This is a genomic window from Planosporangium thailandense, from assembly GCF_011947195.1.
Classification (GTDB): domain Bacteria; phylum Actinomycetota; class Actinomycetes; order Mycobacteriales; family Micromonosporaceae; genus Planosporangium; species Planosporangium thailandense.
In genome coordinates this window covers 34,096-56,956 of sequence record NZ_JAATVY010000021.1, presented here as the reverse complement: position 1 = coordinate 56,956, position 22,861 = coordinate 34,096, and the positions used below count along the sequence as shown (strand labels likewise).

Annotated in this window: 18 protein-coding genes and 1 pseudogene; 2 read left to right on the top strand and 17 right to left on the bottom strand. The window is 71.1% G+C overall.

Translation table 11 applies throughout. The features are described 5' to 3' along the window. Positions 1-21: 21 nt before the first annotated feature. The 9 genes and pseudogenes from alaS to HC031_RS23860 all read right to left on the bottom strand — a co-directional run bounded on the left by alaS (position 22) and on the right by HC031_RS23860 (position 11,312). Complete coding sequence (gene alaS, locus HC031_RS23900; protein WP_167927646.1) at positions 22-2,706, bottom strand: alanine--tRNA ligase; 2,685 nt, start codon at positions 2,704-2,706, stop codon at positions 22-24. Continuing rightward, the gene (locus HC031_RS23895; protein ID WP_167927645.1) at positions 2,706-2,966 is read right to left on the bottom strand and encodes a hypothetical protein; all 261 of its coding nucleotides are present in this window, start codon (positions 2,964-2,966) and stop codon (positions 2,706-2,708) included. The genes alaS and HC031_RS23895 overlap by 1 nt, the downstream gene beginning before the upstream one ends. 12 nt (positions 2,967-2,978) lie before the next feature. Next, positions 2,979-3,437 carry a DUF948 domain-containing protein gene (locus HC031_RS23890; protein ID WP_167927697.1) on the bottom strand — a complete coding sequence of 153 codons (459 nt, stop codon included), beginning with the start codon at positions 3,435-3,437 and terminating at the stop codon, positions 2,979-2,981. A gap of 165 nt (positions 3,438-3,602) precedes the next feature. Then, positions 3,603-4,958 (bottom strand): annotated as a pseudogene (locus tag HC031_RS23885) (replication-associated recombination protein A); the annotation flags it as partial. Positions 4,959-4,989: 31 nt separating this feature from the next. After that, positions 4,990-6,126, bottom strand: a complete 1,137-nt coding sequence (locus tag HC031_RS23880; protein ID WP_167927644.1) for an acyltransferase family protein — start codon at positions 6,124-6,126, stop codon at positions 4,990-4,992. 222 nt (positions 6,127-6,348) lie between these two features. Beyond that, the gene (gene aspS, locus HC031_RS23875) at positions 6,349-8,199 is read right to left on the bottom strand and encodes an aspartate--tRNA ligase (protein ID WP_167927643.1); all 1,851 of its coding nucleotides are present in this window, start codon (positions 8,197-8,199) and stop codon (positions 6,349-6,351) included. A 131-nt stretch (positions 8,200-8,330) separates the two neighbouring features. Continuing rightward, positions 8,331-9,140, bottom strand: coding sequence for an ATP-binding protein (locus tag HC031_RS23870; protein WP_167927642.1), 810 nt, complete (start codon positions 9,138-9,140; stop codon positions 8,331-8,333). A 148-nt stretch (positions 9,141-9,288) separates the two neighbouring features. Further along, positions 9,289-10,614 (bottom strand): histidine--tRNA ligase, encoded by a 1,326-nt coding sequence (gene hisS, locus HC031_RS23865; RefSeq protein ID WP_167927641.1) that lies wholly within the window; start codon positions 10,612-10,614, stop codon positions 9,289-9,291. An 8-nt stretch (positions 10,615-10,622) separates the two neighbouring features. Continuing rightward, complete coding sequence (locus tag HC031_RS23860; RefSeq protein ID WP_167927640.1) at positions 10,623-11,312, bottom strand: MBL fold metallo-hydrolase; 690 nt, start codon at positions 11,310-11,312, stop codon at positions 10,623-10,625. 341 nt (positions 11,313-11,653) lie between these two features. Here HC031_RS23860 and HC031_RS23855 point away from each other — a divergent pair, with 341 nt between their 5' ends. Both HC031_RS23855 and HC031_RS23850 read left to right on the top strand, forming a co-directional pair. After that, positions 11,654-12,520: a peptidylprolyl isomerase gene (locus HC031_RS23855; RefSeq protein ID WP_167927639.1), complete on the top strand. Its 867-nt coding sequence runs from the start codon at positions 11,654-11,656 to the stop codon at positions 12,518-12,520. A 37-nt stretch (positions 12,521-12,557) separates the two neighbouring features. Then, a complete protein-coding gene (locus HC031_RS23850) occupies positions 12,558-13,394 on the top strand; it encodes a peptidylprolyl isomerase (RefSeq protein ID WP_338090804.1) in 837 nt (278 codons plus the stop codon). A 61-nt stretch (positions 13,395-13,455) separates the two neighbouring features. Here the strand turns inward: HC031_RS23850 and HC031_RS23845 are convergent, their stop codons facing one another. The 8 genes from HC031_RS23845 to ruvC form a co-directional block, all read right to left on the bottom strand. Continuing rightward, on the bottom strand, positions 13,456-16,275 hold the full coding sequence (locus HC031_RS23845) for a RelA/SpoT family protein (protein ID WP_338090803.1): 2,820 nt from the start codon (positions 16,273-16,275) through the stop codon (positions 13,456-13,458). A gap of 106 nt (positions 16,276-16,381) precedes the next feature. Beyond that, complete coding sequence (locus HC031_RS23840; RefSeq protein WP_167927638.1) at positions 16,382-16,927, bottom strand: adenine phosphoribosyltransferase; 546 nt, start codon at positions 16,925-16,927, stop codon at positions 16,382-16,384. 84 nt (positions 16,928-17,011) lie between these two features. Next, positions 17,012-18,205, bottom strand: coding sequence for a protein translocase subunit SecF (secF, locus tag HC031_RS23835; RefSeq protein WP_167927637.1), 1,194 nt, complete (start codon positions 18,203-18,205; stop codon positions 17,012-17,014). 2 nt (positions 18,206-18,207) lie between these two features. Beyond that, complete coding sequence (gene secD / locus HC031_RS23830; RefSeq protein ID WP_338090802.1) at positions 18,208-20,091, bottom strand: protein translocase subunit SecD; 1,884 nt, start codon at positions 20,089-20,091, stop codon at positions 18,208-18,210. A gap of 54 nt (positions 20,092-20,145) precedes the next feature. Continuing rightward, entirely contained in the window at positions 20,146-20,448 is a 303-nt protein-coding gene (yajC, locus tag HC031_RS23825) for a preprotein translocase subunit YajC (protein WP_167927636.1), read from the bottom strand. Between the two features lie 184 nt (positions 20,449-20,632). After that, complete coding sequence (ruvB, locus tag HC031_RS23820) at positions 20,633-21,673, bottom strand: Holliday junction branch migration DNA helicase RuvB (protein ID WP_167927635.1); 1,041 nt, start codon at positions 21,671-21,673, stop codon at positions 20,633-20,635. Continuing rightward, complete coding sequence (gene ruvA, locus HC031_RS23815; protein WP_167927634.1) at positions 21,670-22,272, bottom strand: Holliday junction branch migration protein RuvA; 603 nt, start codon at positions 22,270-22,272, stop codon at positions 21,670-21,672. Before ruvA ends, ruvB begins: the two co-directional genes overlap by 4 nt. Beyond that, the gene (gene ruvC, locus HC031_RS23810) at positions 22,269-22,802 is read right to left on the bottom strand and encodes a crossover junction endodeoxyribonuclease RuvC (RefSeq protein ID WP_167927633.1); all 534 of its coding nucleotides are present in this window, start codon (positions 22,800-22,802) and stop codon (positions 22,269-22,271) included. Before ruvC ends, ruvA begins: the two co-directional genes overlap by 4 nt. Positions 22,803-22,861: the final 59 nt, after the last annotated feature.

Sequence of the window (22,861 nt, the reverse complement as noted above, 5' to 3'; positions counted from 1 at the left end):
GTAAGTGTCCAAGATCCAGGGTCATGAACCAGCAATCGCCTTCTCCACGGTCACCAGCAGCGACGCCGCGTCACCGGCCGGTACGCCGCCACCCTGGGCGAGCTCGGGGCTGCCACCACCCCGACCGGACAGCGCGCTCTTGACCAGCGTCGCCGCCGACAGGCCCCGGTCGCGGGCGGCGGCGTTGACCGCCACGATCAGTGAGGCCTTGCCACCGGACCGGGCCGTGACCGCCACGACGCCGGGCCGGTCCGCCGGCATCCGGCCCCTGATCTCCTGCGCGAGGGTCCGCACGTCGTTCGCGCTCGCCCCCTCCGGCGCCTCGGTGCCCACATACGCCACGCCCGCGACGTCGCGCGCCCCGGCCGCCATCGCACCGACGTTGGCCAGGACGAGCTGGGCGCGCAGCTTCTCCAGCTCCTTCTCGGCGTCGCGCAGCTGCGCCACGGTCTGCTCGACCCGGTCGGCCACCTGCTCGCCCGGCACCCGGTAGAGCTCGGCGAGCCGGCTCACCAGCAGGTGCTCCCGCGCCAGGTAGCCGAACGCGTCCATGCCGACCAGCGCCTCGACCCGGCGGATGCCGGAGCCGACCGACGACTCGTTCAGGATCTTGACCAGGCCGAGCTGCCCGGAGCGGGAAGCGTGCGTACCGCCGCACAGCTCCCGGGCGTAGTCGCCGACCTCGACCACCCGCACCTCGTCGCCGTACTTCTCACCGAACAGCGCCATCGCGCCGAGCTTGCGCGCCTCCTCCAGGGAGGTGATGAACGCGCGAACGTCGAGGTCGCTCATCAGCACCTCGTTGACCTGCTGCTCGACGTCGTGCAGCACGCTCGGAGGCACCGCGCCCGGGGTGTTGAAGTCGAAGCGCAGCCGGCCCGGAGCGTTGAGCGAGCCCGCCTGCGTGGCCGACTCCCCCAGGAACTGGCGCATCGCCGTGTGGATGAGGTGGGTCGCCGTGTGCGCCCGCGAGATGGCCCGCCGCCGCGCGATGTCGATCTCGGCGTACCCGGTCTCCCCGGCGCGGATCTCGCCCTCGACGACCCGGCCCCGGTGCACGATCAGACCGGGGATCGGCTGCTGGACGTCGTACACCTCGACGCTGCCGCCGCCCACGGTGATGATCCCCTGGTCGGGCTGCTGGCCGCCACCCTCGGCGTAGAACGGCGTGACGTCGAGCACCAGCTCGATCGTCTCGCCCACGCCCGCGCCGGTCAGCCCGTCGCCGGAGCTCGACAGCAGCGCCCGCAGCCGCGACTCGCGCGCCGTCTCCTCGTACCCGGTGAAGTCCACCGGACCGCCCGCGTCGAGCACCGCCCGGTACGCCGAGAGGTCGACGTGGCCGGTCTTGCGCGCCTGCGCGTCGGCCTTGGCCCGCTGGCGCTGCTCGTTCATCAGCCGCCGGAAGCCCTCCTCGTCGACCGTCAGCCCCTGCTCGGCGGCGATCTCGAGGGTGAGGTCGATCGGGAAGCCGTACGTGTCGTGCAGCTGGAACGCCTGCGCGCCGGTCAGCTGGCTGCCGCCGGAGCTCTTCGTCTCCGCCATCGCCATGTCGAGGATCGTCGTGCCGGAGCGCAGCGTCGAAAGGAACGCCTCCTCCTCGCCGTACGCGTACGACGCGATCCGGTCGAAGTCGGTGGCCACCTCGGGGTAGGACGGGGCCATGCAGTCGCGCGCGACCGGCAGCAGCTCCGGCAGCGCCGGCGCGTGCCAGCCCAGCAGACGCATGTTCCGGATGGCCCGGCGCATGATGCGGCGCAGCACGTAGCCGCGGCCCTCGTTGGACGGGGTGACCCCGTCGCCGATGAGCATCAGCGAGGTGCGGACGTGGTCGGCGACCACCCGCAGCCGCACGTCGTCGGGGTGCGACTCGCTGGCCACGTGGCCCGAGTGCGCGCCGTACCGCCGGCCGGTCAGCTCGACGGCCTTGTCGAGGATGGGCCGGACCTCGTCGATCTCGTACAGGTTGTCGACGCCCTGCAGGATCGACGCCATCCGCTCCAGGCCCATGCCGGTGTCGATGTTCTTGGCCGGCAGCGGGCCCAGGATCGGGTAGTTCTCCTTGTCGGAGCCCGGACCTCGCTCGTTCTGCATGAACACGAGGTTCCAGAACTCCATGTAGCGGTCCTCGTCGACCTCCGGGCCGCCCTCGCGCCCGTACTCCGGGCCACGGTCCAGGTAGATCTCCGAACAGGGGCCGCAGGGGCCGGGGATGCCCATCGACCAGTAGTTGTCGGCCTTCCCGCGGCGCACGATCCGCTCCAGCGGCAGCCCGACCTTCTTGTGCCAGATGTCGATCGCCTCGTCGTCGTCGAGGTAGACCGTCGCCCAGATGCGCTCCGGGTCAAGGCCGAAGCCGCCCGCGTCGACCGGCTTGGTGACCAGGTCCCACGCGAGGGTGATCGCGCCTTCCTTGAAGTAGTCGCCGAACGAGAAGTTGCCGTTCATCTGGAAGAACGTGCCGTGCCGGCTGGTCTTGCCGACCTCGTCGATGTCGGGGGTGCGGATGCACTTCTGCACGCTCGTCGCCCGCTTGAACGGCGGCGTGCGCTGGCCCAGGAAGTAGGGCACGAACTGCACCATGCCGGCGTTGACGAACAGCAGGTTCGGGTCGTCGATCGCGGGCAGCGGAGCGCTGGGCACGACGGCGTGGCCGTTGGCTTCGAAGTGGCTCAGGAACCGCCGCTTGATCTCCGCTGTCCTCATCAGTCCTGGTTTCCTTCTGCGTCGTACTCGTCGAATAGGGCGCCCGCGCTGAACGCCTCGTGGATCTCGGCCTCGCGCTCGGCCGCGGCCGAGCGCACGTCCTCTACAAAGCTACGCACCTCGTCGAGCAGCCCGACAGCGGATTGCTGGACGGTGCCGGCGAGCGAGGCCGGAGTCAGCGCCTGCATCTTCTTGTTGACCGCCCGGACCACCAGCGCCCCGACGGCGAGACCCACCCCGAGCCACAACAGACGTCGCATGCGAATCCTTCCTCAGGCGCCGTGGCGGCCGGCCCGGCGCCGCCGCTTGAGCTCGCTGCGGACCTCGGCCTCCTCGTCGGCCCGCCGGCGCTTGGCCGCGGCGCTGCGCACGCCGTAGCCGAGGGCGGCGACCTTGACCAGCGGGTTGGCCGCCGCGGCGGTCACGACGGTCGACAGGTTGGCCACGTTGGCGGTGACGTGCTGTACGTGCTCGGTGATGGTGTCCAGCCGCGCGAGCTGGAGATTGACGCCGTCGAGCGAGGTCTGCACCTGGCCCAGGGCGGTGTTGACGTTCGCGATCGTCGTGTTGACGTTACCGAGCATGGGGCCGGTCACGTCGGCCACGTCGCGCAGGGTCCGGCTCGCCGCGTCGACCGTGTGCCGCAGCCGCAGGATCGGCACGATCAGGGCGAGCACGAGCAACGCGAACGCGCCGGACACGATCAGCAGCGCTATCTCCCAGCCATGCAACTGCACGACTTCCTCCTTCGGCCACGCCGAGACATTCCGCCAACTTCGCAAGACCCTACCGTCGGCATCGACACAGCGCGCCGCGGCTTCCCGTGTCGGCGTCCGATGTGACGACGACCGCGTGACGATGTGCTTGCCGTAACACCGCCGCGGTTACTGACCGTCCCTGCGCACGATCCGACGTAGCCGGACCACCCGCTCGGCCACCGCCCGCTCGGCACCGTGGTTCGTCGGGTCGTAGTAGTCACGGCCGACCACCTGGTCCGGCGGGTACTGCTGGGTGACGACGCCCCGGGCGTCGTCGTGCGGGTACGCGTACCCCACACCGTGCCCCAGCCCGCGTGAGCCCTGGTAGTGGGCGTCCCGCAGGTGTGCCGGGACCGGACCGCCCAGCCCGGCCCGCACGTCGGCCATCGCCGCCCCGATGGCGGTGGTGACCCGGTTGGATTTCGGGGCGGTGGCCAGGTGAATCACCGCCTGCGCGAGGTTGAGCTGCACCTCCGGCATGCCGACGTACTCCACGGCGTGTGCGGCGGCGTTCGCCACCACCAGCGCCATCGGGTCGGCCATGCCCACGTCCTCACTCGCGAAGATCACCATGCGGCGGGCGATGAACCGGGGGTCCTCCCCCGCCACCAGCATGCGGGCCAGCCAGTGCAGCGCGGCGTCGACGTCCGAGCCGCGCATGCTCTTGATGAAGGCGCTCACCACGTCGTAATGCGCGTCGCCCGCCCGGTCGTAGCGCAACGCCGCCACGTCGACCGCCTTCTCCGCGGTCGCCAGGTCGATCTCGGTCAGCCCCTGCGCCTGCGCGCCGCTCGCGGCCGCCTCGAGGGCCGTGAGCGCCTTGCGCGTGTCACCGCCGGCCAGGCGTACCAGATGGTCCTCGGCCTCGGCCGAGAGCGTGACCGCGCCACCCAGCCCGCGCTCGTCGGAGAGCGCGCGCCGCAGCAGCGTGCGCACCTGGTCGTCGCCGAGCGGCTGCAGGGTGAGCAGCACGCAGCGCGACAGCAGCGGCGAGATCACCGAAAAGTACGGGTTCTCGGTCGTCGCGGCGAGCAACGTGACCGTACGGTCCTCCACCGCGGCGAGCAGCGAGTCCTGCTGCGTCTTGGAAAAGCGGTGCACCTCGTCGATGAACAGCACGGTCTGCGCCCCGCCGGAGCGGCGGGTCCGTCGGGCCTCGGCGATGACCGCCCGCACGTCCTTCACCCCGGCCGACAGCGCCGACATCGCCACGAAGCGCCGGTTGGTCGCCCCGGCGACCAGATGCGCGATCGTGGTCTTGCCGCAGCCGGGCGGCCCCCACAGGATGACCGACATCGGGGTGTCGCCCTCGACCAGGCGGCGCAGCGGCGCACCGGGCGTGAGCAGGTGCCCCTGGCCGACGAGCTCGTCGAGGGTACGCGGACGCATGCGCGCCGCCAGCGGCGCGTCCCCCGCCGGCGGCTCGAAGCTGGCGTCCCCCGCCGCGTCAACGGGTGCCGATCCCCCGAGCTCGAAAAGTCCCGCGTTGTCCACCGCGCAGAGAGTACCTGCGCACCCGCCCCGGCTAGCCGACAGGCTCGTCGCCGCCGCGTATCTGCGCCAGCGCGTCGGTCAGCCGGCGCCTGAGCACCGGGGCGAGCGGGCGCTCCACGATCCGGTGTACGAGCCAGGCGATCGCGAGCATCGCCGCGCTCAGTCCGATCAGCAGCGGCCACCGGGGCACGTGGTGGTGCAGACGGGCCAGGACCGCCCACCCGATCTGCTGGTGGAGCAGGTACAGCGGGTAGGTGAGCGAGCCGGCGACGGTCAGCCAGCCGCCGCGGATCCACGACAGCTTGCGCAGCGCGACGGCGGCCATCACCGCGAACGCAGCGGTGACCACGAGGATCACCCCGTGCAGTGACAGCGGACCGGACCGCTCCACCCCCAGCGCGGTCGGCCAGACGCGGTGCAGACCGACCGCCCACGAGACACCGACGATGCCCCACAGCAGCAGGTTCTGGCCGAACCGGTACATCAGGTAGAAGGCGATCCCGGCCACGAAGAACGCCGACATGTCGTCGCCGACGAGGATGTGCGCCAGCTTGTCCGGCGCGGTCGCGACCATCGCCGAGAGGGCGAGCCACCCGACGCAGAACGTCACCGCGCGGCGGTAGGTCAGCCCGCGCCACACGACGATGGCGAACAGCAGGTAGAAGTGCAGTTCCGACCAGAGCGTCCAGTACACCCCGTCGACCTCGGGCACGCCCAGGGGCCGCTCCAGCATCGTCAGGTTGACGAACAGGTCGGTCAGCGGCGGATGCGGATGGCCGTCACCGATCGCGTAGACCACCACCGCGGTGGCGACCACCGCGAAGCAGTACGCCGGAAACAACCGGACGACCCGGGACACGAAGAACTGGCCGACGCCGCGGTCCCACGCGCTCAGACAGATCACGAACCCGCTGATGATGAAGAACAGCTCGACGCCGAGCCAGCCGAACCCGGTGACCAGCGCCGTATGCGGGAAGAGCGCGGTCGAGCGGCCGCCCCACGCCGTGTTCGGCGCGTGGAACGAGTAGTGGTACGCCATCACCATCACGGCGGCGACCAGCCGCAGCCCGTCGACGACGGCGACCCGGCCGGTGGGCGCATCGGCCGGCTTCGCCGGCCGGCTCGGCACGGGTGCGTCGACCGCAACGGTCTCGGGAGAAAGAACCACGCCTTATCAACGATGTCCGTTTCACCCGGATATGGGAGTGATGCCGCGCAGGACGGCGCGCCTCGCCGCCGGCAACGCTCGGGCCGCCGCCGTCCACGGCGTGATCGTGGACGGCGGCGGCCCGAGTGCGGTCCTGCGACCCGGCCGCCGGAGCGGCGTCAGCTCGTCAGAACGGCGGCGTCAGCTTGTCAGAACAGGCGGCGTCAGCTTGTCAGCGCGGCGTCAGCGGGAGTGCTCCACCGGCACGGCTTCCCCGGACGTGCCCGGGATGGCCGCCGTCTTCGGCTTGGCGTCCACGCCCGCCTCGGCGCGCTGCTGCGACGTGATCGGGGTGGGCGCCCCGGTCAGCGGGTCGTACCCGCCGCGGGTCTTCGGGAACGCGATGACCTCGCGGATCGAGTCGGCGCCGGCCAGCAGCATGGTCACCCGGTCCCAGCCGAACGCGATGCCGGCGTGCGGCGGCGGACCGTACTTGAACGCCTCCAGCAGGAAGCCGAACTTCTCGTTCGCCTCCTCCGGGGTGATGCCGAGCAGGTCGAACACGCGGCGCTGGACATCGGCGCGGTGGATACGCACCGATCCGCCACCGATCTCGTTGCCGTTGCAGACGATGTCGTACGCGTAGGCGAGGGCCCGGTCGGGCGCCTCCTCGAACCGGTCGATCCACTCGGCGTTGGGCGAGGTGAACGGGTGGTGCACGGCGGTCCAGCCGCCGTCGTCGGCGCGCTCGAACATCGGCGCGTCGACCACCCAGCAGAACGCCCAGGCGCCCTCGTCGATGAGGCCGGTGCGCCGGGCGATCTCCTGGCGGGCCGCGCCGAGCAGCTCCTGCGCCTCCCGCCGCTCGCCGGACGCGGCGAAGAAGATCGCGTCACCGGGCTTGGCCTGGACGGCGGCGGCCAGGCCGGCGAGGTGCTCGGCCGAGAGGTTCTTGGCCACCGGGCCCCGGGGCTCGCCGGTCTCCGCGTCGAGCACCACGTACGCCAGGCCGCGCGCCCCGCGCGCCTTCGCCCAGTCCTGCCAGCCGTCCAGCTCCTTGCGGGTCTGGGACGCGCCGCCGGGCATCACGACCGCGCCGACGTACCCGCCGGCGTCGATGGCGCTGGCGAACACCCGGAACTCGGTGCCGCGCAGGTAGTCGGTCAGCTCGGTCAGCTCCAGCCCGTAGCGCAGGTCCGGCTTGTCCGAGCCGTACCGGTCCATCGCCTCGTGCCAGGTGATCCGCGGGATCGGCGTGCTGATCTCGTGGCCGGCCAGCTCGCGCCAGAGCGCCGACACGATCGCCTCGCCGAGCGCGATCACGTCCTCCTGGGTCACGAACGACATCTCGATGTCGAGCTGGGTGAACTCCGGCTGCCGGTCGGCGCGGAAGTCCTCGTCGCGGTAGCAGCGGGCGATCTGGTAGTACCGCTCCATGCCGCCGACCATCAGCAGCTGCTTGAACAGCTGCGGCGACTGCGGCAGCGCGTACCAGGTGCCGGGCTGCAGCCGCACCGGCACGAGGAAGTCGCGGGCGCCCTCGGGCGTGGAACGGGTCAGCGTCGGCGTCTCGATCTCGACGAAGTCCCGGTCGTGCAGGACCGTACGGGCGATCTGGTTGGCCTTCGAGCGAAGGCGCAGCGCCCGTGCCGGGCCGCTGCGGCGCAGGTCCAGGTACCGGTACTTGAGCCGGATGTCGTCGCTGGCCTCGACGGTGTCGTCGACGGGCAGCGGCAGCGGAGCCGCCTCGGACAGGATCGTCAGCTCGGCGGCGTTGACCTCGATCTCGCCGGTGGGCAGCTCGGGGTTCTCGTTGCCGGCCGGCCGGCGCTGCACCTCGCCGGTCACGAGCACGCAGAACTCGTTGCGCAGGGCATGAGCTTCGCTCATGCCCGCCATCTCTTCCCGGCTGAGCTCCTGGTCCTCGATCGCTTCCGCTCCTCGGAACACGACCTGCACGATGCCGGAGGCGTCCCGCAGATCCACGAAGATCACCCCGCCGTGATCGCGCCGGCGGGCCACCCAACCGGCGAGCGTCACGGTCGTGCCGGCGTCGGCAGCGCGCAGCGTGCCGGCGTCATGGGTACGGATCACGGGTACTTCTCCTTCATGGCCTCGCCCGTTTTGGGCAAAACTAGCGCGCGGACTTTCTCAGGTCCTACGGAATTCTCTCAGCCCGTGGAGCGGCCGCGTGCCGCCACCCCGGGTGCCGTGAATGGGCCGGTTCACCGTACCGGCGGCGGCCCGAGCCGCATCATGGTCCAGACCACCTTGCCGTCGCGCGTCGGCAGGTAACCCCACTTCGTCGTCAGCGTCTCGACGAGGATCAGCCCGCGGCCACCGATCGTGTCCGGTGCGTCGGGCGACAGCAACCGGGGCGGGGCTGGGCTGCCGTCGGCCACGGAGATGTGCAGAAACGGCTCGCGAAGCGCGACCACCACCTCCAGCTCGGTCTTCGCATGGATGATCGCGTTGCTGACGAGCTCGGTGACGACCAGTTCGGCCCGGTTGGCCACCTGCTCCAGCCCGGCGGCCGCGTTGACGCCCCACGCCTCGCAGGCCGCCACGACCATCGCGCGCGCGGCCGGCCCCGTGATCGACGGCGCGGCGGTCAGCCGCTGCCGGAACCGCAGCGGCGGCGGCACCGCTTCCAGGGCGGCCAGCGCGTGGTCGAGGTCCGGGTGGATGACGGCCGACCGGTTGACCGACATCCGGGCGAGCCCCGCCGCGACCGCGTCAGGTGGGCCGCTGAGCGCCACCGGACAGCCCGGCCACGCCGCCGCGGACCGGGCACAGGCGGCGAAGACCGTGAGGTCGTCGTCGGCGGCGGCGGCGGTCAGCCCGGCCAGATCGGCCACCACCGCGGCCGGCTGGAGCGCAAGGGCGGTCGCGACGGCCAGCCGCACCTCGGGCGCCGTGTCGACGTCGAGAACTCCTTCGAACCGGATGACCGCCACCGGCAGCTCTGTCTCGACCTTCCAGGTCAGCGTCACGAGGCGGCCAGCCCCGCCGACGACGCCGAGCGCGGCGGCCATGGCACCCCCACCCGGGGCGAATCGGGCGGAAGCTCCGGTGCCGAGCGCGGCGGTGACGGTCGACTCATCGGGCTCGGCGATTGCACGTCCCCAGCAAACACCCCCGCCCGACCCGCAATCAAGTTCCCGGCGGGTGCACGGCCCCGGATCAGGACCGCCCGCTGATCCGCGGCCGCAGGTCCACCGCCGGCGGCTGCCATGTCGAGGCGTCCGCCTGGGCCTGGTCGCCGGAGCGGATGTCCTTGACCTCGTCGGGCTCGCCAGGGAACCAGACGTACGGGATCCCGCGCCGCTCGGCGTACCGGATCTGCTTGCCGTACTTGACCGGGGCCGCCGCCACCTCGGTGGCGATGCCCCGCCCGCGCAGGGCCCGCGCGATCCGCTCGCACGCCGGGCGGTCGGCCTCGGTCGGCAGGGCGACCAGCACGCACGTCGGCACCTGCCGGCTGATCGTCAGCGCGTCGTGGCCGAAGAGCAGGCCGAGCATGCGGGAGACACCGATGGAGATGCCGACGCCGGGGTACCGCTCGGTGCCGCTGGAGGCGAGGTTGTCGTACCGGCCGCCGGAGCAGATCGAGCCGAACTTCTCGTACCCGCGCAGCTGGGTCTCGTAGACCGTGCCGGTGTAGTAGTCGAGGCCTCGGGCGATCTTCAGGTCGGCGACCAGCAGCCCGGGCGCGTGCTCGTTCGCGGTCTCCACGACCCGGACCAGCTCGGCGAGGCCCTCGTCGAGCAGCGGGTCGGAGACGCCGAGGGCGCGGACGGCGTCCGCGAAGGAGGCGTCCCCCGCCGAGATCTCGGCCAGCGCCAGCGCGGCCTTGGCCTGCGCCTGGGTCGCACCGGCGGTCTCCACCAGCAGGTCCGCCACCCGATCAGGTCCGATCTTGTCGAGCTTGTCGACCGCACGCAGGGCCGCCTCGGGGTCGCCGATGCCGACCCCGCGGTAGAAGCCCTCGCAGACCTTGCGGTTGTTGACCTGAATGCGGATCGGCGGGATCGGCAGGCCCCCCAGCGCGTCGGCGACGACGAGCGGCATCTCGGCTTCGTAGTGGAACGGCAGGGTGTCGCGGTCGACGACGTCGATGTCGGCCTGCAGGAACTCACGGTAGCGCCCCTCCTGGGGCCGTTCACCGCGCCACACCTTCTGGATCTGGTAGCGCCGGAACGGAAACTGAAGCTTCCCGGCGTTCTCAAGGACGAACCGGGCGAACGGGACGGTGAGGTCGAAATGCAGGCCGAGCGCGTCGTCGTCGGGTGCGTCGGGGTCGGCCTGCAGCCGGCGCAGGACATACACCTCTTTCGAGGTCTCACCCTTGCGCAGGAGCTGGTCGAGCGGCTCGACCGCCCGGGTCTCCAACGGCGCGAAGCCGTACAGCTCGAAGGTGTCGCGGATGCGGTCCACGACGTACTGCTCGATCATCCGCTGCGGTGGCAGCCACTCGGGGAAGCCGCTGATCGGCTTGGGACGGGTCATGGAAGTCTCTACCAGCCTCGGGTCGGAAAGGCCGCGCCCTGCGCCTCCCGCAGGTACGGGTTGGTGGCGCGCTCGCGGCCGATGGTCGTCTGGGGGCCGTGGCCGGGCAGGACGATCGTCTCGTCGGCGAGCGGGAGGACCTTGTCACGAAGGCTCGTCATCATCGCCGCGGAACTGCCGCCCGGCAGGTCGGTACGCCCGATCGAGCCGGCGAACAGCACGTCGCCGCTGAAGCACAGCGGCGCGTCGTCGCCGGGCAGCCGGAACATCACCGACCCGCCGGTATGGCCCGGCGCGTGGTCGACGGTGATCTCGAGGCCGGCGATCGTGATCGCGCCGCCGTCCGGCAGCTCGGCGACGTCGTCGGGCTCGGTCCACGGCAGACGGCCGCCGAAGAGCGCGGTCATGTCGGCCGACAGCCCCTTGGCCGGGTCGGCGAGCAGCTCCCGGTCGGCCGGGTGGATGTAGGCGGTCGCACCGCGGGCGCCGCAGACGGGCGTCACCGAGAACGTGTGGTCCAGGTGCCCGTGGGTCAGCAGCACCGCCACCGGCTGCAGCCGGTGCTCGGCCAGCACCTCGTCGAGCGCGTCGACCACGCCGATGCCCGGGTCGACCACCACGCACTGCTCGCCCGCTGCGGGCGCGATGACGTAGCAGTTCGTCCCGAACGCCTGCGCGGGAAATCCGGCGACCAGCAAACCCTCGACCCCTCCCTGTGCACCTTGCGGTGTGCGCGCCGCACCGCGCGGCTATCCGAGCCTATCCGCGCGCCCGGACGCGGTCCCGGCCGGCTCTCCCAGCTCTTTCCCGGCCAATTCCCAGCCAGCTCCCGCCGCCGTGACACATAGTTGAGCGTCCGGCCTCGATCCGCCATCGCTCAACCGGAATTCGCCGGCGACCGGCGGGCCTTGATCGACGTCCCCTGATCGGCGCGACAGCCGCCGCTGTCACCAGCCGGCCTGACCTGGCCGTTACACTCTTGAGCCGGCGTGTGGCATGCGCCTCACCGTTGTCGACGAAGTTGGGAAGGGGGCGTCCGGTGGCGCCAAGCAAGTCCCGGCAGCGCGCGCTGGCCCGCGCCAAGTACGAGCGCCAGGCCGCCCGCCGTGCGGCGGCCGCCCGCCGGCGCCGACAGATCCAGGCCTCGGTCGCCGCCGGGATCGCGGTGGTCGTCGTCGTGGTCGGCATCGTCTGGGCCGCCGGCGGCTTCGATCACAAAAGCAAGTCCAAGACCACCGCCGCCGACGAGTGCGCCTGGACCCCGGTCCCCGCCACCGGCAACATCAAGGACGTCGGGCAGCCGCCGACGAGCGGGATCCCCAAGACCGGCAGCTCGACGATGACGATCAACACCAACCAGGGCGTGATCGAGGCGCAGCTGGACCGTGCCGGCGCACCCTGCACGGCCGCCAGCTTCGCGTACCTGGCGGGCAAGCACTTCTTCGACAACACCAAGTGCCACCGCCTGAGCACCAGCGGTATCTACGTGTTGCAGTGCGGTGACCCGTCGGGCACCGGCACCGGCGGCCCGGCGTACCGGTTCCCGGACGAGAAGATGCCCACGCCCGCGGCCGATGCGTCGCCCTCGCCGTCGGCCAGCGCCGGCCCCCGCACCGATCTCTACCCGGCGGGCACCCTGGCCATGGCCAACAGCGGGCCGGACACCAACGGCAGCCAGTTCTTCATCGTCTACAAGGACGGCTCCGCGCTCGACCCGAAGTACACCGTCTTCGGGAAGGTCACCAAGGGCCTGGACCTCGTCCAGAAGGTGGCCGCCGCCGGCCACGACGGTGCGTTCGACCCCACCCCGGGCGGTGGCCACCCCAAGATGGATCTCGCGTTCCAGTCCGTGACCGTGACCGCGACCCCGGCGAATCCCGCCGCCACCTCCTCATCGAACTCCTGACCGACGCCATAGCACCAGTAACACCAAGGGAGATGCCGTGACATCCAACCGGGAGCGCCAGCAGCGCGCCGCCGCGCGCGCGAGGCTGGAGCGCGAGATGACGCTGCGCGCCGAGGCCGCCCAGCGGCGCCGCCGGATCCAGTCGAGCATCGGCGCGGGCCTGGCCGTCCTCGTGGTGCTCGTCGGCGTCATCCTGGTCGTGACGCTCACCGGAAACGGCAAGAAGAAGAACACCACCGCCGCCGCCCCGTCGGCGTCGGCCACTCCGACCAGCTGCACGTGGAAGCCGGCCGCGCAGTCGGGCCAGCCCGCCAACCCGAACGCCAAGGACGTCGGCACGCCGCCGGCTTCCGGTGAGCCCCGGTTTGGCACCCAGACGATGGCCATCAACACCAACGTCGGCGCCATCGAGGTCCAGGTCGACACCGCCCACGCACCCTGCACGGCGTCGAGCTTCACGTACCTGGCGAGCAAGAAGTTCTTCGACAACACCCCGTGCCACCGGCTCACCACGTCGGGCATCTACGTCCTGCAGTGCGGCGACCCGTCCGGCACCGGCACCGGCGGCCCGACCTACCAGTTCGCCGACGAGAACCTGCCGACCGACAAGCGCCCGGCGTACCCGGCCGGTACGGTCGCGATGGCCAACGCCGGCGCCGGCACGAACGGCAGCCAGTTCTTCATCGTGTACAAGGACACCGACCTGCCGGCCAACTACACCGTCCTCGGCAAGGTCACCAAGGGCCTCGACGTGGTGCAGAAGGTCGCCGACGGGGGCGTGACGCCGGCCGACCCGAGCAACCCGGGCGACGGCGCGCCGAAGACGAAGGTGACCATCCAGTCCCTGACGATGAGCGCGCCGACGCAGTCGTAACCACCCACCCAGAAGACGGAGGGCGGGCCGCTGGCCCGCCCTCCGTCGCGTTGTTCGCAGATCAGGCGCCGGAGGTCACCCGGTAGGCGTCGTAGACGCCGTCGACCCGGCGCACGGCGGCGAGCAGGTGCCCGAGGTGCTTCGGGTCGGCCATCTCGAAGCTGAATCGGCTGACCGCCACCCGGTCCCGGGTCGTCGTCACCGTGGCGGACAGGATGTTGACCTTCTCCTCCGACAGCGACTTGGTGATGTCGGCGAGCAGCTTGTGCCGGTCCAACGCCTCCACCTGGATCGCCACCAGGAACGTGGAGGCCGACGTCGGCTTCCACGCCACCTCGAGGATCCGTTCCTCCTGTGCCTTCAGGTCGGCGGCGTTCGCGCAGTCCTCCCGGTGCACACTCACCCCACCCGAACGGGTGACGAAACCGAAGACCTTGTCGCCGGGCACCGGCGTGCAGCAGCGCGCCAGCTTGATCCAGACGTCCTCGGCGCCCTTGACGACCACGCCGGGGTCGCTGGCCGCGCCGGTGTGGCGAGGGTGGCGGGTGGGGATCGCCGTCTCGGCGATGTCCTCGACCGCGCCCTCCTCACCGCCGTAACCGGCGACCAGTTTCTGCACCACCGACTGCGCCGACACCTGGCTCTCGCCGACCGCCGCGTACAGCGAGGCGACGTCGGCCAGATGGAGGTCACGCGCGATGGTGAGCAGGGCGTCGGAGGTCAGCAGCCGCTGCAGCGGGAGGCCCTGCTTGCGCATGGCCTTGACGATGGCCTCCTTGCCGGCCTCGATCGCCTCCTCGCGCCGCTCCTTGTTGAAGTAATGGCGGATCTTGGTACGCGCCCGCGGGCTCTTGACGAAGCCCAGCCAGTCCTGCGACGGCGCGGCGGTCGGTGACTTCGACGTGAAGATCTCGATGACGTCGCCGTTGGACAGTTGGCTCTCCAGCGACACGAGCTTGCCGTTGACCCGCGCGCCGATGCACTTGTGTCCGACCTCGGTGTGCACCGCGTACGCGAAGTCGACCGGCGTGGACCCCGTCGGCAACGCGATCACGTCGCCCTTCGGCGTGAAGACGTACACCTCCTGGCTGGACAGGTCGAAGCGCAGGGCGTCGAGGAACTCGCTCGGGTCGCTCGCCTCGCGCTGCCAGTCCAGCAGCTGGCGCAGCCAGGTCATCTCGTCGATGTGCGCGGGCGGCCCGGCGATGGTCGCGCCCTTGGTCTCCTTGTACCGCCAGTGCGCGGCGATGCCGTACTCGGCCGTGCGGTGCATCGCGTACGTGCGGATCTGCATCTCCACCGGCTTGCCGGTGGGTCCGATCACCGTGGTGTGCAGCGACTGGTACATGTTGAACTTCGGCATCGCGATGTAGTCCTTGAACCGGCCCGGAACCGGCTGCCAGTTCGCGTGGATCACACCGAGCGCCGCGTAGCAGTCGCGGACGGTGTCGACGAGGATGCGCACGCCGACCAGGTCGTAGATGTCGGCGAACTCGCGGCCCCGCACGATCATCTTCTGGTAGACCGAGTACAGGTGCTTCGGTCGGCCGTTCACCTCGGCCTTGATCTTGGCGCCCTTGAGGTCGTTGGCGACCTTCTGGGTGACCTGCCGCAGCAGCGCCTCGCGCTGCGGGGCGTGCTCGCCGATGAGCCGGTTGATCTCCTCGAAGCGCTTGGGGAACAGCGTCTTGAACGCCAGGTCCTCCAGCTCCCACTTGATCGTGTTCATACCGAGCCGGTGGGCCAGCGGCGCGAGGATCTCCAGCGTCTCCTTGGCCTTCTGCTCCTGCTTGGCGCTGGGCAGGAAGGTCAGCGTACGCATGTTGTGCAGCCGGTCGGCGAGCTTGATCACCAGTACCCGGGGGTCCTTGGCCATGGCGACGACCATCTTGCGGATGGTCTCGGCCTTGGCCGCGTCGCCCAGCTTGACCTTGTCGAGCTTGGTGACGCCGTCGACGAGCAGCGCGACCTCACCGCCGAAGTCGGCGCGCATCTGCTCGAGCGTGTACGGGGTGTCCTCGATCGTGTCGTGCAGCAGCGCCGCGACCAGTGTGGTCGTGTCCATCCCCAGCTCAGCCAGGATCCCGGCCACGGCGAGCGGGTGCGTGATGTACGGGTCGCCCGACTTGCGGTACTGCCCGGTGTGCCAGCGCGCCGCGGTGTCGTAGGCGCGCTGAAGCACCCGGATGTCGGCCTTCGGGTGGCTGGCCCGGTGGTTGGCGATCAGCGGCTCCAGGGCCTCGCTGACCGACGGGGTCTGCCAGGGAGCGTTGAAGCGGGCGAGCCGCGCCCGGACCCGCCGGCCCGTGGGCGCGCCGGCGAAGGAGAAGCTCTGGCCGCCAGCGGCGCCGCTGCTCGGAAGGGTACGTGGCGTCGCCGAGCCGTTACCCGCTGACGTGCCGTTACCGTTCCGTGCCGGGGTACCGGGCGCCACGCTGCGAGGCCCGGCGGTACGAGGTGCCGCACCGTTGCCCGGGGCCGCCCCGTCGCCGGCCGGCGTGGCCCGGGTCGGCTTCCCAGCGCCGGGAGCCGCAGCACCCGTACTCTGCCGGAACGGCACGACGGTCCCGTTGGCCGCGTCCGGGCCGCCGGCATCACCGCCCGCCCGCCGGGGCGCGGCATCACCGGCCCACCGGGCGGCGCCGGTCCGTGGGGCCACGGCGTCGTCGGTCCGCGCGGCGGCAGGATCACCGGTCCGCGGAGCGACGGCATCATCGGTCCGCGCAGCGACGGTGTCATCGGTCCGCGCGGCGGAGGTGGCGTCGCCCGTCACCGGCTCGGCGGCGGGCCCGTCGCCGGGCGCCCCGCTGGCCGGCACCTCCCGGGCAGGGTTCGTCGGCTTGATCGTGCCCTCCGCGGGAGGGGCGATATCCCCTGACACACGCCGCTCCTCATCGCCATCGGCGGAAAGGCAATCCTACCCGCCTCGGGAAGCATCCCGACCAGATCGTCTGCTGTCCAGCCGTTCGGTCAGTCAGAACCGGCCGTCAAACCGTCAAGAGAGCGTGTACCGAACGCGGTTTCAGCCGCTCGCGCCCCTTCAGGAACGCCAGTTCCAGCAGCACCGTGAAGCCGGCGACCACGCCGCCGGCCTGTTCCACCAGGTTCAAGGTGGCCTCCGCCGTGCCGCCCGTCGCCAGTACGTCGTCGACGACCAGCACCCGCTGCCCGTTCATGAACGCGTCGGCGTGCAGTTCGAGCGTCGCCTCCCCGTATTCGAGGGCGTACGTCTGGCGCAGCGTCTGCCGCGGCAGCTTCCCTACCTTGCGGACCGGGACGACGCCGACGCCGGTCGCGTAGGCCACCGCCGCAGCGATCATGAAGCCGCGCGCCTCGATGCCCGCCACCACGTCGAACGTGTCGCGGCCGTAGTGCGCCACAATCGTGTCGACCGTCGCGGCGAAGTCCGGGCCGCTCGCGAAGAGCGGTGTCAGGTCCTTGAACATGATTCCCGGCTGCGGAAAATCCGGAACGTCGAGGGTGAGATCCGCCACCCGGCGGGCCACGTCCCGGCCGCTGTCGCCGTCTGCCATTACGCCTCCATCATGATCGTGGAGATTCTCCCGGGTAAGGACCCGGAAGAATCTCCACGAACATCGCCTTTCATGCCGACCGGATCAGCGACGTTTGCCGCCGCCGCCCGACCGCTTACGCGACTGGCCCTGCTTGCCACCGGCGGGCTTGGCGCCCGCGGCCCGCGCGCCGGCGGGCTTGGCGCCGACCCGGGGCGCCGTCGACGCCGCCACGGGGTCGACCCGGGTCTCCGCGTCCGCGCCAGATTCTCCGGCGTTCGCGGAACCGGCCCGGCCCGCCTTGGCCTCGGTGCCGCCCTCGGCCGACTTGCCCGCGGCCCGCCGGGCCAGCACCCGCTGCGTGTGCAGCTTGTAGCGCTTGTCGAGCAGCTTGAGGTCGACCAGCCACGGCGTGGCCAGGAACAGCGACGAGTACGCACCGGTCAGCATGCCGACGAACAGCACGAGCGCGAGGTCCTTCAGCGTGCCGACCCCGAGCATCCCGGCGCCGACGAAGAGCAGGCCGGCCACCGGCAGCAGACCGATCAACGACGTGTTGATCGACCGCATGAGCGTCTGGTTGACGGCCTGGTTGGCCACCTCGGCGTACGTGTACCGGGAACTGCCGAGCAGCCCGCGCGCGTTCTCGTCGACCTTGTCGAACACGACCACGGAGTCGTACAGCGAGAAACCGAGGATCGTGAGCAGACCGACGACCGTGCCGGGCGTGACCTCGAACCCGACGACGGAGTAGATGCCGGCCGTCAGCAGCAGGTCGTGCGCGAGCGCGGCGAGGCCCGCTATCGCCATCTTCTGCTCGAAGCGGATCCAGATGTACGCACCGACGACAACCAGGAAGACGACCAGGGCAAGCAGCGCCTTGTCGGTGACCGCCGAGCCCCACGACGAGCTGACCTCGCTGGTGTCGACCTTGTCGGCCGAGACGTGATCAGCCTTCGCGACCGCGTCCTTCACCGCGGCCTGCTTGCCCGAGTCCTTGAACTCGGGCGTGCGGATCACGTACTTCTGCGCGCTGCCGCTGCCGGCCGTCTGCGCCGACACCACGGTCACGCCCTGGTTCTCCACGGCGGCGCGGACGTCCTGCAACGACACGCCGGGCTGCGCCGGCACCTGGAACTGGCTGCCACCGGCGAACTCGATGCCGAAGTTGAAGCCCCGGAAGATCAGGCTGGCGAGGCAGACCAGGACGATGATCGCCGAAGCGATGTACCACCGCTTGCGGTGCCCAATGAAGTCGATGTTCGTTTCACCGCGGTAGAGCCGGCGAAGGGTGTTCATGCTCAGGACTCCTTCGTGCGCGCCGCGCCGAACCGGTTGGTCGTCTTGACCGTGGTCAGCGCCCGGTCGGAGCGGAGGTTACCCAGCCCGGAGATCCGGGGCGAGGTGAACGCGTTCAGCCGGGACAGCACCGCGACCAGCGGATGGGTGAACAGGAAGACGACGATCACGTCTAGCAGCGTGGACAGGCCGAGCGTGAACGCGAAGCCCTTGACCGCACCGATGGCGAGGAAGTACAGCACCGCGGCGGCCAGGAACGACACCGTGTCGGCCGACAGGATGGTGCGCCGGGCCCGTACCCACGACCGCGGCACCGCGCTGCGGACCGACCGACCGTCCTTCACCTCGTCTTTCAGGCGCTCGAAGAACACCACGAACGAGTCGGCGGTGATACCGATCGCGACGATGAAGCCGGCGATACCCGCCAGGCTGAGCGTGTAGCCCAGGTGGCGGCCGAGGAGCACCAGCGACGCGTAGACGAGCGCGCCGGAGACCACGAGGCTCGCGATCACGGCCAGGCCCAGCGCCCGGTAGTAGAGCAGGCAGTACAGGACGACCAGCGCCAGACCGATCGCGCCGGCGAGCAGACCCATCTTCATCTGCTGCGTGCCCAGGGTCGGCGACACGTGATCGAACGACTGCATCTTGAAGGCCAGCGGCAGCGCCCCGTACTTGAGCTGCTGCGACAGCGTCACCACCTGTTCCTGGGTGAACGAGCCGTAGATGGTCGCGTCACCGGTCATCACGCCCTCGATCGAGGGCGCGGAGACCACCTGGTTGTCCAGGACGATCGCGACCTGCCGCTGGGACTTGTCAGCGGTGCCGTTGCCGTAGACCTCCCTGGACAGGTTGGCCCACTTGTCCGGGTTCTTGAACGACAGGTTGACGATCCAGCCCTGCGTGGGCGAGTTGGTGAAGTTCGCGTCCTTGACGTCCTCACCGAGGACCTTGGCCACGTCCAGCTTGTACTTGGTCGGCGCGCCGCCCTCCGAGCCGCACGACACCACCTGCTGCTTCGGGTCGCTGATCGAGCCCGGCTGGCGCGCGTTGAGCTGCGCGCAAGTGATCGTCGGCACGTTGTACTGGATGTCGACGGGCAGGGCCGCGACCTCGTCCGGGCTCAGCGTGCTGAACGGCTTGAGCGCGGGCAGCAGCTGCGGGGCGACCTGGTCGGGGCTCTGGATGCTCTGCGCGACCTGGTACGCCGGGCCGAGCTTGGCGATCACCGCCTCGCGCCGCTTCTCGAGCGACTCGCTGATCGGGGCCGCCGAGGCGGAGGCGCTGGCGCTCGGCGCGGCCGAAGCACCGGCGCTGGGCGTGGCGCTCGCGGCGGCGGGGCTCGGCGTCTCGTTGAGCGCGGTGCCGGTGCCGCCCCCGGTGCCGCTGGCCGCGGCGCTGGGTGTCGCCGTCGCGCCGGATGCCGACGGGGCCGGCGCGGCGGATCCGGAGGCCGACGGAGCCGGCGACGCGGGCGGCGAGGGCTGGACGCCGCCGGTGTCCGGCGTCGAGCCGACAACCTTGCGGAACCGCAGCTCCGCCGGGGCGACCAGCTTGCTCAGGTCGGCCTCGGAGGTCTTGCCCGCGACGTTGACGACGATGTTCTTGTTACCCTCGGTGATCACCTCCGGCTCCGACACGCCGGAGGTGTCGACGCGGTTCGCGATGATCTGTCGGGCGCGCTCGAGCCGGTCCTTGTCCGGGGCCTGGCCCTTGCCGAGCGTGGTGGCCGACAGCGTCATCGTCGTGCCGCCCTGCAGGTCGAGGCCAAGCTTGGGGTGCGCCTTCTTGTCGCCGGTGAAAAACACCAGCGCGTACAGCGCCACGAGGATCAGCGCGAGGGCGATGAAATATCGCGACGCCTTCAGCTGTCCGGAAGGTGCGGCCACGTCGGTCGTTCTCCTAGAGTTTCGATGAGGTCTGATCGGGCGGGGAGCCGGCTCTTACTCGGGCTCGACCACGTCGCTGGAGGCCGGCTGCGACTCCGCCTCGGGCTTGTCGGCCGGCGTGACGACCTGGCCGATGGCCTGCCGCGCGTACCGGTTGGTAACCCCCGGCGCCACCTCGAGCGTCACGGTCTTGTCGTCGATCTCGACGACCTTGCCGTACAGCCCCGCGACAGTGACGATCTCGTCACCCGGGCCGATCGAGTGCTGCAGCGCCTCCATCTGCTTACGCCGGCGCTGCTGCGGCCTGATGATCAAAAAGTATGCGGCAAGGATGAACAGCGCCAACAGGATCCACATCCCGAAGGGGCTGCCACCTTGGTTCGGTGCGGCGAGTGGCACGGTATCTGCCTTCCAATCGGCTCAAAACGGGCGAAATACCACCCGCGGTGAGGTAACGCGTCCAGTACGGACCGCGGCGAGTCTAGCCGCTGTGTGCAACACCACTGGGCCCGGCACCGATCACGGTCCGGTCACAGGCCCCTCAGGGCTCAACGCTGAACAGGTCCGGAACCGTTCCCGCGGTCCCCGGCGGGGGTGTACGTCCCAGGTGGCGCCAGGCTCCGGCGGTCGCGACCCGTCCGCGAGGAGTTCGGGCGATCAGCCCCTCCCGGAGGAGGAACGGCTCACATACCTCCTCAACGGTATCCGGCTGTTCGCCCACCGCCACGGCGAGCGTCGACAGGCCGACCGGCCCACCGCCGAAGGACTCGACGAGGGCTTTGAGCACCGCCCGGTCGAGCCGGTCGAGGCCGCGCTCGTCGACGTCGTACACGCGCAGCGCCGCCCGCGCCGCCGCCCCGTTGACCACGCCGTCGGCACGGACCTCCGCGTAGTCGCGGACCCGCCGCAGCAGGCGGTTGGCGATTCGGGGCGTACCGCGGGAACGGCCGCCGATCTCCGCGGCGCCGTCGTCGGTGATCGGCACCCCCAGGATCCCCGCCGACCGGCGCACGATCCGCTCGAGCTCGGCCGGCTCGTAGAACTCCAGATGCCCGACGAAGCCGAACCGGTCGCGCATCGGGCCGGTCAGCAGGCCGGCCCGGGTGGTCGCGCCGACCAGCGTGAACGGCTCCAGGTCGATCGGGATCGCGGTCGCGCCGGGGCCCTTGCCGACCACCACGTCGACGCGGAAGTCCTCCATCGCGCTGTACAGCAGCTCCTCGGCCGGCCGGGCCATCCGGTGGATCTCGTCGATGAAGAGCACGTCACCGGGGCCGATACTGGTCAGCACGGCGGCCAGGTCGCCGGCCCGCTCGATCGCCGGTCCGCTGGTGATCCGCAGACCCACGCCCAGCTCGGCGGCCACGATCATCGCCATCGTGGTCTTGCCCAGCCCCGGCGACCCGGACAGCAGGATGTGGTCGGGTGGGCTGCCCCGGCGCAGCGCGCTGCGCAGCAGCAGTTCGAGCTGTTCGCGTACCCGGTCCTGGCCGACCAGCTCGTCCAGGCTGCGCGGCCGGACGCTGGCCTCCGCCTCGCGCTCCTCGGGCGAGGCGTAGGCGGAGACGAGCGAGTCGCTCACCGGGCCCGCCCGAGCATGCGGATCGCCTGCTTCAACAGCTCGGGTACGGGCGGAGCGGCCTGCCCGTCGAGGCTCTCCGCCACGGCGGCGACCGCCTGATCGGCCTGTCCGGCCGTCCAGCCGAGCCCGACCAGCGCCTGGCGGACCTGGTCGGCCCAAGCGGCGCCCGCCACCGGCAGGGCGCCCTCGCCGCCCGGGACCAGGCCGACCTTGTCACGCAGCTCCAGCACCAGCCGCTCGGCGCCTTTCTTGCCGATGCCGGGCACCCGGGTGAGCGTGGCGGTGTCTCCACCGGCGATGGCGCGGCGCACGGTGTCGGGCGAGTGCACCGCCAGCACGGCCTGCGCCAGCCGGGGGCCCACCCCGCTGGCCGTCTGGAGCAGCTCGAACACCTGACGCGCGTCGTCGTCGGCGAAGCCGTACAGCGTGAGCGAGTCCTCCCGGACGACCAGCGTCGTCGCCAGCCGCGCCTCCGTACCGACCCGCAGCGAGGCGAGGGTGTCGGGGGTGCACGAGACCGACAGGCCGACCCCGCCGACCTCGATCACGGCGCCGTCCCGCCCCACGGCGGCCACCCGGCCTCGGACACTTGCGATCACAGTCGTCCTCCCCGACCTCCGGTGACAGCGGCCGCGGCGGCGGCCAGCCTGGACCGGGTGCCGCCGCGCCAGACGTGGCAGATCGCCAGCGCCAGGGCGTCCGCGGCGTCGGCCGGCCGGGGCGGGGCGTCCAGCTTCAGCAGTCGGGTCACCATCGCGGTGACCTGCGCCTTGTCGGCGCTGCCGGAGCCGGTCACGGCCGCCTTCACCTCGCTGGGCGTGTAGGTCTGCACCGGTAGCCCGGCCCGCGCGCCGGCCAGGATGGCCACCGCGCTGGCCTGGGCGGTGCCCATGACCGTACGCACGTTGTGCTGGCTGAACACCCGCTCGACGGCCACCGCGTCGGGACGGTGCCGCGCGACCATCTCGGTGAGCGCGACGTCGAGGTTGAGCAGCCGGTGGGCCAGGTCGGCGTCGGGATCGCTGCGGACAACGGTGTATTCGACGAGCGTGCAGGCGCGCCCAGGCACGCCCTCGACGACGCCGACCCCGCACCGGGTCAGCCCCGGATCGACGCCGAGCACCCGCACCTGGTTCCTCCCGCCACTTCCGCCGTACGTCTGTTCGACACCCTACCGGCCGCGGTGCC

Bases quoted from the DNA above. Each gene is read 5' to 3' on its own strand.
- alaS (WP_167927646.1), bottom strand. From the start codon at position 2,706: ATGAGGACAGCGGAGATCAAGCGGCGGTTCCTGAGCCACTTCGAAGCC.
- HC031_RS23895 (WP_167927645.1), bottom strand. From the start codon at position 2,966: ATGCGACGTCTGTTGTGGCTCGGGGTGGGTCTCGCCGTCGGGGCGCTG.
- HC031_RS23870 (WP_167927642.1), bottom strand. From the start codon at position 9,140: ATGGCCGCCGCGCTCGGCGTCGTCGGCGGGGCTGGCCGCCTCGTGACG.
- hisS (WP_167927641.1), bottom strand. From the start codon at position 10,614: ATGACCCGTCCCAAGCCGATCAGCGGCTTCCCCGAGTGGCTGCCACCG.
- HC031_RS23840 (WP_167927638.1), bottom strand. From the start codon at position 16,927: ATGGCAGACGGCGACAGCGGCCGGGACGTGGCCCGCCGGGTGGCGGAT.
- secF (WP_167927637.1), bottom strand. From the start codon at position 18,205: ATGAACACCCTTCGCCGGCTCTACCGCGGTGAAACGAACATCGACTTC.
- yajC (WP_167927636.1), bottom strand. From the start codon at position 20,448: ATGTGGATCCTGTTGGCGCTGTTCATCCTTGCCGCATACTTTTTGATC.